This is a genomic window from Mesorhizobium sp. BR1-1-13 (genome assembly GCF_020165515.1).
Taxonomy (GTDB): domain Bacteria; phylum Pseudomonadota; class Alphaproteobacteria; order Rhizobiales; family Rhizobiaceae; genus Mesorhizobium.
On sequence record NZ_JAIUIH010000011.1, the window covers coordinates 74,337 to 86,623 of the forward strand.

Annotated in this window: 10 protein-coding genes; 5 read left to right on the plus strand and 5 right to left on the minus strand. The window is 66.2% G+C overall.

Annotated features, from left to right (window positions below):
- The first annotated feature begins 8 nt into the window (after positions 1–8).
- Positions 9–509 (plus strand): MmcB family DNA repair protein, encoded by a 501-nt coding sequence (locus LB533_RS23000; RefSeq protein WP_224678320.1) that lies wholly within the window; start codon positions 9–11, stop codon positions 507–509.
- Positions 510–542: 33 nt separating this feature from the next.
- Here the strand turns inward: LB533_RS23000 and nhaA are convergent, their stop codons facing one another.
- The 5 genes from nhaA to LB533_RS23025 form a co-directional block, all read right to left on the minus strand.
- Positions 543–1,739: a Na+/H+ antiporter NhaA gene (gene nhaA, locus LB533_RS23005; RefSeq protein WP_140643662.1), complete on the minus strand. Its 1,197-nt coding sequence runs from the start codon at positions 1,737–1,739 to the stop codon at positions 543–545.
- Between the two features lie 276 nt (positions 1,740–2,015).
- Positions 2,016–2,579 (minus strand): ActR/PrrA/RegA family redox response regulator transcription factor, encoded by a 564-nt coding sequence (locus LB533_RS23010; protein ID WP_140497143.1) that lies wholly within the window; start codon positions 2,577–2,579, stop codon positions 2,016–2,018.
- 63 nt (positions 2,580–2,642) lie between these two features.
- A complete protein-coding gene (locus tag LB533_RS23015) occupies positions 2,643–3,974 on the minus strand; it encodes an ActS/PrrB/RegB family redox-sensitive histidine kinase (RefSeq protein WP_224678275.1) in 1,332 nt (443 codons plus the stop codon).
- Positions 3,975–4,259: 285 nt separating this feature from the next.
- Positions 4,260–6,722: an ATP-dependent helicase HrpB gene (gene hrpB, locus LB533_RS23020; RefSeq protein ID WP_224678276.1), complete on the minus strand. Its 2,463-nt coding sequence runs from the start codon at positions 6,720–6,722 to the stop codon at positions 4,260–4,262.
- 47 nt (positions 6,723–6,769) lie between these two features.
- Positions 6,770–7,660: a DMT family transporter gene (locus LB533_RS23025; RefSeq protein WP_224678277.1), complete on the minus strand. Its 891-nt coding sequence runs from the start codon at positions 7,658–7,660 to the stop codon at positions 6,770–6,772.
- Positions 7,661–7,687: 27 nt separating this feature from the next.
- On the opposite strand from LB533_RS23025, the gene LB533_RS23030 reads away from it, so the two are divergent.
- From LB533_RS23030 to LB533_RS23045, 4 genes are all read left to right on the plus strand, one after another.
- Positions 7,688–8,377 (plus strand): PIG-L deacetylase family protein, encoded by a 690-nt coding sequence (locus tag LB533_RS23030; protein WP_224678278.1) that lies wholly within the window; start codon positions 7,688–7,690, stop codon positions 8,375–8,377.
- 244 nt (positions 8,378–8,621) lie between these two features.
- Positions 8,622–10,529: a propionyl-CoA synthetase gene (locus LB533_RS23035; protein WP_140643670.1), complete on the plus strand. Its 1,908-nt coding sequence runs from the start codon at positions 8,622–8,624 to the stop codon at positions 10,527–10,529.
- A 153-nt stretch (positions 10,530–10,682) separates the two neighbouring features.
- A complete protein-coding gene (locus LB533_RS23040) occupies positions 10,683–11,765 on the plus strand; it encodes an acyltransferase family protein (RefSeq protein WP_140643672.1) in 1,083 nt (360 codons plus the stop codon).
- Between the two features lie 152 nt (positions 11,766–11,917).
- On the plus strand, positions 11,918–12,283 hold the full coding sequence (locus tag LB533_RS23045) for a VanZ family protein (RefSeq protein ID WP_181169569.1): 366 nt from the start codon (positions 11,918–11,920) through the stop codon (positions 12,281–12,283).
- Positions 12,284–12,287: the final 4 nt, after the last annotated feature.

Genomic DNA, 12,287 nt, shown 5'->3' on the forward strand with positions numbered 1-12,287 from the left:
GTGCCGTCATGCCAATCATCTCACCGATTCCCCTGAACCCGCTCATCGACGGTCGCCAGTCCGAACGCGCCATGCTGGTGCGGCGCGGCGTGCAGCGGCTGCTCCGCGAAATGGGCGCGCATGTGCTGCCCGAACTGTCGCTGGCCACCGGCCGCCGCGCCGACCTTGTCGCGCTGACCCGCCAGGGCGACATCTGGATCATCGAGATCAAATCCTCGATCGAGGATTTTCGCGTCGACCGCAAATGGCCCGACTACCGGCTGCACTCCGACCGCTTCTTCTTCGCCACCCATCCCGGCGTGCCGGCGGAGATTTTTCCCGAAGAATGCGGCTTCATCCTCTCCGACGGCTATGGCGCCGAGATTTTGCGCGAGGCGCCCGAGCACCGCATGGCGGCGGCGACGCGCAAGGCGCTGATGCTGCGCCTTGCGCGGGCCGGCGCCGCGCGGCTGCTGGCGGCGGAACTCGCCGGAGTGGCCGTGCCGGCGCTGGAGGGGGAGAGCGAATAGGCTGCCTCACAGGACCTGCGCTTGTGGACCGCCCTACTCCTCGCCCTCATCCGCCCCACTCGCCGCCGGCGCCATCAGCAGGACCGCCGCTCCGAGCAGCGCCGCGACCAGGGAGCCGGCGAGAATGCCGACCTTGACGGCGTCCTGCAGCGCCACGTCGCTGGCGAAGGCGAGCAGGCCGATGAACAGGCTCATGGTGAAGCCGATGCCGCACAGCAGCGAGATGCCGATCATATGCAGCCAGCCGGCATTGGCAGGCAGGTCGGCGAGACCGAAGCGGATGGCGAGCGCGGAGGAGCCGAACACGCCGACCAGCTTGCCGACGACGAGGCCGGCGGCGACGCCGAGCGTCAGCGGCTCGAACAGCGCGCCGACGCTGAGGCCCGCCAGCGAAACGCCGGCATTGGCGAAGCCGAAGATGGGAATGACGACGAAGGGCACTATTGCGTGCAGGCCGTGCTCGAGCCGGTGCAGCGGCGAGTGGTCGAGATCGTGTTCGATGCCGGCGGTGCGTTCGAGCGGAATGGTCAGCGCCAGCGCCACGCCGGCAAGCGTGGCATGCACGCCCGACTTCAGCACCAGCACCCACAGGATCGCACCGAGCACGAGGTAGGGCACGAGGCTCATCACCCGCATGCGGTTGAGCACGACAAGCGCGGCGATGACCGCGAAGGCGGCGCCCAAATAGGCAAGCGACAGGCCGCTCGTATAGAAGATCGCGATGATGACGACCGCGCCGAGATCGTCGATGATGGCAAGGGCGGTGAGAAAGATCTTCAGCGAGGCCGGCACGCGGCTGCCAAGCAGCGATAGCACACCGAGCGCGAAGGCGATGTCGGTGGCGGTCGGGATCGCCCAACCGGACAGCGCGCCCGCATTGTCACGGTTGATGGCGACATAGGCCAGCGCCGGCACCACCATGCCGCCGGCCGCCGCGATGCCGGGCAGCACCCTGCGCGGCCAGGTCGAGAGCTGGCCGTCCAGCATCTCGCGCTTGATCTCCAGGCCGACGAGCAGGAAGAATACCGCCATCAGCCCGTCATTGACCCAATGCGACACGCTGAGCGGGCCGAGATAGGCGTGGAGGACGGCAAAATAGGTTCCGGAGAGCGGTGAGTTGGCGACGATCAAGGCCAATGCCGCCGCTACCATCAGCATGATGCCGCCGGCCGCCTCGCTGTCGAGAAATTCGCGCAAGACGGAAACCGGCCGCTGTTTCAAGTCCCGCATGTCACCTCCGTTGCCTTTCCAAACGCTGGCGCTGCCCCTCACCTGCCTGCCGGCATCCTCTCCCCGTATAGTGACGGCGAGAGGGGCGCTCTTCGCCGGTTTCGCCAATCACCGGCGTTACGGAATGGGCGCCAGCGCTGCGGCCAGCCTCTTTCTCCCCGTCACTATACGGGGAGAAATGCCCGGCAGGGCAATGAGGGGCGGGGCCGAGTTCGACAATGGATGCTCCCCCGTAAGCAGAAACCGGTCCGAAGGAATTGCTCAGCGCGCGCACTCCTAGCGCGGCGCGCGCTTGGCCAGGATGCGCTGTAGGGTGCGGCGATGCATGTTGAGGCGGCGCGCGGTCTCGGAGACGTTGCGCTCGCACATTTCATAGACACGCTGGATGTGCTCCCAGCGCACGCGGTCGGCCGACATCGGATTTTCCGGGGGTGCGGCGCGCTCGCCGGCCGTGCGGGTGAGCGCGGCAAAGACGTCGTCGGCGTCGGCCGGCTTCGACAGATAGTCGACGGCGCCGAGCTTCACCGCCGTCACCGCGGTGGCGATGTTGCCATAGCCGGTCAGGATGATCGCGCGGGAATCCTCGCGCTTCTCACGGATGGCGGCCACGACGTCGAGGCCGTTGCCGTCGCCAAGCCGCATGTCGACCACCGCGTAGGCGGGCGGATTGGCGCGTGCCTTGCCGACGGCCTCCTCGACGCTCTCGGCCGTTTCGACCACGAACCCCCTGGTTTCCATGGCGCGGGCCAGACGGGTCAGGAACGGTTTGTCGTCATCGACGATCAGAAGCGAGGTGTCCTCGCCCTCAACCATTGCGCCACTGTTTTCATCGCCTGTCATCGTCTTGAAATTCCTGCTGCCTTAATTTTACGCAGATATAGTTTTGCGTGGCGATTGTCCAATTTACGCGGTGTCAAACATCGTCGCGGGCGCCGATTCCGGGTTCAGGAAAACACTTCTGGGCCATGAAATCCGCACCATGGCCCCTTCGCCCAGTCCGCTCGAATTGCGAAAGTCGAGCGTGGCGCCCGATCGTTCGAGCAATGTCTTGGCGATGAACAGGCCCAGCCCCAGTCCGCCGCCGGCCTCCGTGCCCTGGCGTGTCGACATATAGGGTTCGCCGATGCGATCGATGATCTCGGGCGGAAAGCCGGGACCGTCATCGATGATCGAGAAGGTGACGGTGGCCTCGTCCCAGCTCCAGCGCACGGTGACGCTCTCGCGGGCGAAATCGACGGCGTTCTCCACTAAATTGCCAAGGCCGTAGATGACGCCGGGATTGCGGCGCCCGACCGGCTCGGGGCCGCTGCGCTCGCCCGGCCTGAGCTTGATCGAGATGCCGAAGTCGCGGTGCGGCGCGGTGACCTCCTCGACCAGCGAGGTCAGCGGCAGGCGGGACAGATGCGCCTCGCCCTCGGACGACAAGCTGGTCAGGCGCTTGAGTATCTCGCGGCAACGCTCGCTCTGGGAGCGCAGCAGCGTCACATCCTCCCCGTATTTGGCGTCCTTGCCGAGCGCCTTTTCCATCTCCTTGGCGACCAGAGCGATGGTGGCGAGCGGTGTGCCGAGCTCATGCGCGGCGGCGGCGGCCAGCCCGTCGAGCGCCGACAGATGCTGCTCGCGCTGGAGCACCAGTTCGGTGGCGGCGAGCGCATTGGCCAGGAGGCGGGCTTCCGCGGCCACGCGGAACGCGTAAATGGCGGTGAAGGCGATCGAAGACAGCACCGCCATCCATATGCCGGCAACATAGATGAAGGGCATCGCCAGCGGCCCGCCTTCATGCCAGGGCAATGGCAAGTGGAAAAAGACCAGCAAGGTCGCAGCCGTCATCACCAGCCCCCCAAGCACCGCGGTCAGGCGCAAGGGCAGCGACGTCGCCGAAATAACCACGGGCACGGTCATCAGCAGCGAGAACGGATTGGTTAGCCCACCGGTCATGTAGAGCAGGCCGGCAAGCTGGAGGCTGTCGAAGATCAGGATGCCGAAGGCCGCGAACGGTGTGAGCCGATGCGCGGCCGGGAACCGGAAGGCAAGAAACAGGTTCATCCAGGCCGAGCAGGCGATCAGGGCAAAGCACAGGCTGACCGGCAGCGGGAATTTCAGGCCATAGGCGACGAAAAGCACCGTCACGCTCTGGCCGACAATGGCAAGCCAGCGCAGCCGGATCAGCGTGTTGAGGCGCAGTCTCTGGCTCTGCTGGAAATCGGGAGAACGCAACACGTTGATCATGGCCATGAAATACAGCCGCGGGACGGCGAGCGCTAGGTGGTGCTGCACCGTGATCGAAGGGGCGAAGCTTCCCCGATTTCGTCATCCCAGGGCGGAGCAGCCGCGCAGCGGCGCGAAGACCCCGGGATCCATGCCGCGAGCTTGGCCGGAGAGTGCGGCGGAGAAGAATTTCTGCACCGCAGCAGCACGCGGAAGTCTCGGCGTGGATCCTCGGGTCTGCGCTGCGTCGCCACGCTCCTTGCTCCGCCCGTGGATGACGAAGCGATGGGGTTTGCGCCGATCGGCAAGCAACTACGTCCCGCGCGGCTTGGCGCGGCTGGTGGCGGCGGCGAGCAGCGGATTTTCCGGCCATACATGCTTGGGGTAGCGACCGCGCATGTCGGCGCGCACATCGGCCCAGGAGCCGCGCCAGAAGCCGGGCAGGTCGCGCGTCGTCTGGATCGGCCGGTGCGCGGGCGACAGCAGTTCGAGCGTCAGCGGCACGGTGCCGCCGGCGATTGCAGGGTGCCGGTCGAGGCCGAACAGTTCCTGGACGCGGACGGCCAAAACGGGCCATTCCCCGTCATAGCGGATCGGCACGCGGCTGCCGGACGGGACGTCGAAATGTGTCGGCGCAAGCGCCTCGATCCGGCGCTGCAAATCGTGCGGTACAAGTGCCGTCAGCCCGGCCGAGACAACACCCGGATCGATGGCGGCGAAGGATGCCGCGCCGGAGAGGAACGGCAGCAGCCAGTCGTCGAGGCGATCGAGAAGTGCCGTATCCGACATATCGGGCCACGGCGTCCCAAGTCCGCGGTGCAGCCACGACAGACGCTGGCGCAGCGTCTCGGCCTCCTTGCTCCAGCTCAGCAGCGAAAGTCCATGTTCGCGCAAGGCGTCAAGCATGGCGCGGTCGGCCTCGGCGCCGGCCGGCGGGGGCAGCATGCGTTCGGCGAGCATGATGGCGCCCAGGCGCACGGTTTCGCGCACGCGCACGGCGCGGCGGTCGCGATCGAAGCTGGTTTGCCTGCGTGTTTCGATCCTGTCCGCCAGTGCTGAACGGATATCGTCCTCGCTGATCGCCGCCGCCGCCGCGATGCGTGCATTCTGGGCCTTGCCCTGCAGGTCGGCGACAACCAGAAACGGCTCGCCGGCAAGCGGATCGGCAGCGTCGAGCATGGCACCGGAGCCGTTGGCCAGCACGAAACGCCCGCGCTCGCCGCGCGCCTTGGCGACACGATCGGGCCAGGCATGGATGAGGAGAGGACCAGCGGAAACGGCTTCGCTGTTTTTCGCTCCGCCCAGCTGCCTCGCCAGCCGCTCGGCGAGTTGCCGCGCTGCGGTGGCGCGCGGCGATCTTTCCTGGCGAAAGCGCATCAGCCGGCGTTCGAGATCGGCGCCGTCACCGCCCATCCCGCGCTCGGTCAGCAGAACCGCGAGCATGGCCGCCTCGCCGGCATGGCCGCCGCGGGCCGCCTCGGCGACCATGTGGGCCAGCCGCACCGGCAGGGCGAGCTTGCGCATCGCGGCGCCCGCTTCCGTCAGCCGCCCCGCCTCGTCGATGGCATCGAGCGCGCGGAGCAGCGCCCTTGCCTCGTTGAGCGCCGGGGCCGGCGGCGGATCGAGGAAGGCGAGACTCGTCGGATCGGCGACGCCGAAGGCGGCGCAGTCGAGCAGCAGGCCGGAAAGGTCGGCCTCGAGGATTTCCGGCGGGGTGAAGGCGGGAAGTGCTGAAGTCTGCTCGGCCCGCCACAACCGGATGGCGACGCCGGGTTGCGTGCGTCCGGCACGGCCGGCGCGCTGGTCGGCGGAGGCCTTGCTGACGCGCACCGTCTCCAGCCGGGTCAGGCCGCTGGCCGGCTCGTAGCGCGGCAGGCGCGACAGGCCGGAATCGATGACCACGCGGACGCCATCGATGGTAATCGATGTCTCGGCGATCGACGTGGCCAGCACCACCTTGCGGCGGCGCGCCGGCGCCGGCCTGATCGCCGCGTCCTGCGCCTTGCCGTCGAGCATGCCGTAGAGCGGCACGATATCGGTGTCGGCGCCGACCTTGCCGGCCAGCCGCTCGGCGGTGCGCTCGATCTCGCGCTGGCCGGGCAGGAAGGCAAGCACGCTGCCGCTTTCGTCGGCAAGAGCGTCGCGGATCCCCTTGGCCATGGCATCTTCGATTGCGATACCGGGCGGCCGTTCGTCGTAGCGGATGTCGACGGGAAAAGCACGGCCTTCGCTTTCGATCACCGGCGCACCCGACAACAGCTTCGCGACACGGGCGCCGTCCAGCGTCGCCGACATGACCAGCAGACGCAGGTCCGGCCGCAGCGCGCCTTGCACGTCGAGCGCCAAAGCGAGGCCGAAATCGCCGTCGAGCGAGCGCTCGTGGAATTCGTCGAAGATCACGGCCGAGATTCCGGGCAGTTCGGGATCGTCAAGGATCATCCGCGCCAGCACACCTTCGGTGACGACCAGTATTCTTGTCCGGGCCGAAGTGCGGTTCTCCATGCGCATGGCGTAGCCGACCGTGGCGCCGGGTTCCTCGCCCAGAAGTTCGGCCATGCGGCGGGCGGCGGCGCGGGCGGCGAGCCGGCGCGGCTCCAGCAACACGATCTTGCCCGTGCCCAGCCATGGCGCATCGAGCAGCGCCAGCGGCACCAGCGTCGTCTTGCCGGCGCCTGGCGGCGCGACCAGCACGGCGCTTTTGCCGGAGCCGAGCGCCTCGCCCAACGCCGGCAGCACGGCGGATACCGGAAGCTCCGGCAAGGGTTTTGTCGTCATCAGGCCCGCATATCAGCGCTCATGGTCGCCATGCAACCGGCGCCAGATCAAAGCCGGGTGCGCGAAAACGGGTTCCAGCGCACCGTGCCCAACCGTACTTCCTCGCGAACCATGGTGAACAGGCCGGACCCGCCGACGACCGCGAGACCGACCAGCGACAGCCAGTCGGGATATTCCCGGAAGAACAGCGCACCGAGGATGACCGCCCAGACCATCTGCGAATAATGCGTCGGCGCGATCCGGTTGGCTGGCGCGTATTTGACGGCCAGCAGCTGCAGCAACTGCCCGCAAGCGGTGAAGGCGCCGGCCATTATCAGCCATGCAAGCTGCCTTGCGTCGGGAAGCGTGAACGACGTGGCGGCGATGCCGATGCCGTTGAACAACAGGCCGTAGCCGATCAGCACGCCGAGCATGGTCGTGCGCTTTTCCTGCTTTGCCAGCGAGCGCATCAGGATGACGCTCGCGGCAGCGAGGAAGGCAACGCCGAAAGCGGCGAGGTGTCCAAGATTGAGTTCGCGAAAACCCGGTCGCACCACCAGCATGACGCCGGCAAAGCCGGCGACCACCGCCAGCCAGCGCCAGGGCCCGACCTTTTCCTTGAGGACGACCGTGGAGAGGATGGTGACGCAGAGCGGCGCCAGGAAGACGAGGGCGTAGACTTCGGCCAGCGGAATGGTGGTGAAGGCATAGACGCTGAGCACGCCCGAGGCGATGCCGGCCCAGGCGCGCGCCTGCACCGCCCAGGGACGTTTGGTGCGCCAGAAATCACGCCAACGCTCGTCCGCCGGCCGGGTGAAGAAGAGAAAACAGCCGGCAAACAATATCGAGAAGAAACCGATCTCGAACACCGTGAACTGCCCACCCAGGCTTTTGACAACGGCGTCGCTGCCCGAATAGCTTGCATAGGCGATCAGGGCGAGCAGGATTCCGTTCGTCACGTTTTTCCATTTCCGGGGAGAGAAGCGTTGAAAATACTGGCGCTCGGCGCGCATCCAGACGACATCGAGATATTCATGTTCGGTACGATGGCGGCCTATGCGGCGCAAGGCGCAGAACTGACTTTTGCCGTGGCCACGGATGGTGCCAGGGGCGGCAAGAGCGATCCCGCGGTTCTCGCCCGTGTCCGTCGCGAGGAGGCAACGGCCGCGGCCGCGCTGCTCGGGGCAGCGCCGCGCTTCCTCGACTTTCCCGACGGCGGGCTGGTGGCGGATGCCGCGCTGATCGGCGCGCTGAAGACGCTGATTGGCGAAACTGGACCGGATCTGGTGATCACACATGCGCCCAACGACTATCACGCCGACCACCGCGCGCTGTCGGATGCCGTGCGCATCGCGGCCTCGTTCGCCGTGCCGGTGCTGCATGCCGACACGATGGGCGGCACCGGATTCTCCCCGACCCACTATGTCGACATATCAGCCCGGGCCGAGATCAAGGCCAAGGCGATCCGCCTGCACCAGTCGCAGGACCCGGAGCGCTTCGTCGACATCGCCCGCACGCAGAATTTTTTCCGCGCGGGCCAGTGCAACGGCGCGCCGGGATCACAGGCGGAAGCCTTCCGCTTCGAGCCGATGTTTCCCTTCGCCGACATTCGCGACCTGCTGCCGCCGGCGCCGCCGATCCGGCCGGTGATGGTGAGCACAAAAAGGATCGACTGACCCGGAAGACGGCTGCTCGATCGCGGTGACCATGCCCGACGACGAGACCACCGGCGGACGCGCCGGTGCACACGGCCACATAGGAACGCCCGGGCCGGACCGTTGCTTTTCCTTCCCGGAGGGCCACGATGTCGCACCTTTGCGGCCAGGACCGGACCGGATCAGACGAATTGAGGGAAGACATCGCCGGAAAAAACAGCATAGGCTATTGCCTGGACGGCAAATCTTCCTGGGGAGGAAACGGATGGCTTCACGCTATCACGAGGTCTATGAGGGCTGGAAGCGCGATCCGGAAAAGTTCTGGGCGGACGCTGCTGGCGCCATCGATTGGTACACGCCTTACGACAAGGTGTTCGACGCGGAAGCCGGCGTTTATGGCCGCTGGTTTACCGGCGCCACCTGCAACACGTGTTACAATGCCCTCGACCGGCATGTCGCCGGCGGGCGTGCCGACCAGATCGCGCTGATCCATGACAGCGCCATCACCGGCAGCGTGAAGACATTCACCTATGCCGAGCTCAAACGCGAAGTGGTGGCGCTGACCTCGGTGCTGAAGAACCGTGGCGTCGGCAAGGGCGACCGCGTCATCATCTACATGCCGATGGTGGCGGAAGCGGCCATCGCCATGCTTGCCTGCGCCCGCATCGGCGCCGTGCATTCGGTCGTCTTCGGCGGTTTTGCCTCGCATGAACTCGCCACCCGCATCGACGACGCCAGGCCGAAGCTGATCATCTCGGCCTCCTGCGGGCTGGAGCCCGGCCGCGTCGTTGCCTACAAGCCGCTGCTCGACAAGGCGATCGAGATATCCCGCCACAAGCCGGACGCCTGCCTGATCCTGCAGCGCGACCAGCTGCGCTGCGAGCTCAGGGACAATTACGACATCGACTATGCGGACGCGGTCGCGCGCGAGCGGGCGGCCGGGGCCAATGTTGACTGCGTTCCGGTGCTTGCCACGGACCCGCTCTACATCATCTACACGTCGGGCACGACCGGCCAGCCCAAGGGCATCGTTCGCGACAATGGCGGCCACATGGTGGCGCTCGAATGGACGATGGAAAACGAGTTCGGCGTCAAGCCCGGCGAAGTGTTCTGGGCGGCGTCCGATGTCGGCTGGGTGGTCGGCCATTCCTACATCGTCTACGGGCCGCTGCTGCATGGCTGCACCAGCATCCTGTTCGAAGGCAAGCCGGTCGGCACGCCCGATGCCGGCACCTACTGGCGGGTGATCGCGCAGCATGGCGTGGTCGCCCTGTTCACCGCGCCGACGGCGTTCCGCGCCATCAAGGGGCAGGATCCGAAAGGAGAATTCGTCGGCAGATACGACCTGTCGAAATTCCGCACGCTGTTCCTCGCGGGCGAGCGCGCAGACCCCGAAACCATCAAATGGGCGGAGCAGAAACTGAACGTGCCGGTCATCGACCATTGGTGGCAGACAGAGACCGGCTCGCCAATGACGATCAACCCCGCGGGGCTCGGCCTGCTGCCGGTGAAATACGGCTCACCCGGCGTGCCGATGCCCGGCTACGACATCCGCGTGCTCGACGATGCCGGCCACGAGGTGCCGCGCGGCACGCTCGGCAATGTCGTGGTCAAGCTGCCGCTGCCGGCGGGCTGCCTGCCGACGCTGTGGAACGCCGACGCCCGCTTCCGCCAGGCCTATCTCGACGAGTTCCCCGGCTTCTACAAGACCGCGGACGCCGGCATGATCGACGAGGACGGCTACCTCTATGTGATGGCCCGGACCGACGACATCATCAATGTCGCCGGCCACCGGCTGTCGACCGGCGCCATGGAAGAGGTGCTGGCAACGCACCCCGATGTCGCGGAATGCGCCGTCGTCGGCATCGCCGACGCGATGAAGGGCCAGGTTCCGCTAGGCTTCGTGGTGCTCAACGCGGGTGTCTCGCGCGAGAGCGGCCTCATCGAGAGCGAAGTGGTGGGGTTGGTGCGCGAACGCATCGGCCCGGTCGCCGCCTTCAGGACGGTGGTGACGATCAAGCGGTTGCCGAAGACGCGGTCGGGAAAGATCCTGCGCGGCACCATGCAGAAGATCGCCGACAAGGAAGACTGGACAATGCCGGCGACGATCGACGACCCGGCCATCCTCGACGAGATCACGGCGGCGATGAGAGCGCGCGGGATCGGGGTTTAACAGGCTGTTCAATCACGTATGGCAGCGCCGGGCGCCATACCCGATTGAGTGAGGCCGTCCGGAGCAGATGTCTTACCTGCGGCGCGCAATCTTTTATTGTGCAATGCAGCAATGCGCCCTACAGTCGGAGTGGGGGGCCTTCGACGAGGTCGCATGGCTCAGCAGACAAAAATCACATTCGGCGGCGTCGACATATTGCGTTTCCTGGCCGCCGTCATGGTGATGTTCTATCACTATGGCTTCTGGGTATGGGCATTCCCTGACGGCGTTTCGGCGCGCGCGACCGGCGGCATCCCGCCCCATCCCGAAATGGCCTTCGTCGGCTCCGGCTGGGTCGGCGTGCAGATATTCTTCGTCATCAGCGGTTTCGTCATCGCCTTCAGCGCCGAGAATTCGACGCCGCTGCGGTTTTTCGAGGCAAGGGTGAAGAGGTTGGCCCCGGCGGTCTGGATCTGCGCACCGGTCACCGCGGCGGTGCTGCTGCTCATCGGTCTGAGCTGGCCGACCGATGCCGTGGTCAGGCTCGTCCGCACCGGCCTTTTCGCGCCCTATGGTCCCTGGGTGGACAGCGTCTACTGGACGCTCGGCATCGAGATCGCCTTCTACGCAGTTGTCTGGATCCTCTTGCGGCTTGGCCGCTTTCACCTGATGGAGACGGTGGCGGTCCTGATCGGCCTTGTCAGCACGCTGTTCTGGTGCCTGTATTATCCGCTCGGCTGGTCCGACCTCGCCGAGACGCGCTGGCTGCAGCTCGTCCTGGTGCACCATGGCTCTTTTTTCGCCGTCGGCGTGCTTATCTGGCTGATGCGGTTCAAGGCGGTGACGGCCTCGCGCCTGGCCTTCTGCATGCTGTTCCTGGGCGGGAGCGTGCTGCAAATCGCCAGCTCGGTCGATGTCCACAGCGCCAAGGTCGGCGCCGCGATGCCCTATGCGCCGCCGATCCTCGTCTTCTTGGTCGCCATCGCCCTGATGGCGTGGTCGCTGCGGCTCGACCTCAGCTGGAGCGGCTGGCGCCGGATCGGCCTGATGACCTACCCGCTCTATCTGATCCACGACGTCATCGGCGCGGCGATGCTCGGCGCGATGGTCCGCGCGGGATTTCCCTATCTCCTGTCGATGGCAACGGTCGGCGCGACCATGATCGCGGCAAGCTGGCTGGTGGCGACCGAAGCCGAACCGCGCATCCGGCTGCTGCTCGACCACACGGTGTTCCGCTACCGGCTCAAGGCCGCGTAGAGGCGGACTATCGCAATGGCCGCGCCGTCCAGCGGCAGCAACGCGGCTTCATCGAAGTGCATCGTCACGGGCTACCATGGCGTCTTTGGATCGGGCGTGGCTGCTTGAATGCCCGTACTTGTTTCGCCGGCTTGTTCGCTTTACGAACGGCAATGACCCTTATCTCTCGCATTGCCGCCCTTGCTTTGCTCGCCGTCATTGTCTTCGCGACGCTGTCGCCAATTCAGATGCGGCCTCATCTGGGTGACGCAAATTTCGAACGCGCCCTCGCCTATGTTCTGTTCGGCGTGGCAATGGGGCTCGGCTTTCCAAACCGCCTGGCTGGAACTGTCACTATCGTCGTTGTCGTAGCCGCTACGCTGGAGCTGATGCAACTCTTCGAACCCGGTCGCCATGCGCGCCTTTCAGACGGCTCGCTGAAGGCTTTGGCAGGCATCCTCGGAATAGTTGTCGTCCATCTCAGCCTTTTGGTGGCCAGCCGCTATTGGCCGCGCAGGCTGACACTGCCTGCCGAATGAATGC

Bases quoted from the DNA above. Each gene is read 5' to 3' on its own strand.
- LB533_RS23000 (WP_224678320.1), top strand. From the start codon at position 9: ATGCCAATCATCTCACCGATTCCCCTGAACCCGCTCATCGACGGTCGC.
- nhaA (WP_140643662.1), bottom strand. From the start codon at position 1,739: ATGCGGGACTTGAAACAGCGGCCGGTTTCCGTCTTGCGCGAATTTCTC.
- LB533_RS23010 (WP_140497143.1), bottom strand. From the start codon at position 2,579: ATGACAGGCGATGAAAACAGTGGCGCAATGGTTGAGGGCGAGGACACC.
- LB533_RS23015 (WP_224678275.1), bottom strand. From the start codon at position 3,974: ATGGCCATGATCAACGTGTTGCGTTCTCCCGATTTCCAGCAGAGCCAG.
- hrpB (WP_224678276.1), bottom strand. From the start codon at position 6,722: ATGACGACAAAACCCTTGCCGGAGCTTCCGGTATCCGCCGTGCTGCCG.
- LB533_RS23035 (WP_140643670.1), top strand. From the start codon at position 8,622: ATGGCTTCACGCTATCACGAGGTCTATGAGGGCTGGAAGCGCGATCCG.
- LB533_RS23040 (WP_140643672.1), top strand. From the start codon at position 10,683: ATGGCTCAGCAGACAAAAATCACATTCGGCGGCGTCGACATATTGCGT.
- LB533_RS23045 (WP_181169569.1), top strand. From the start codon at position 11,918: ATGACCCTTATCTCTCGCATTGCCGCCCTTGCTTTGCTCGCCGTCATT.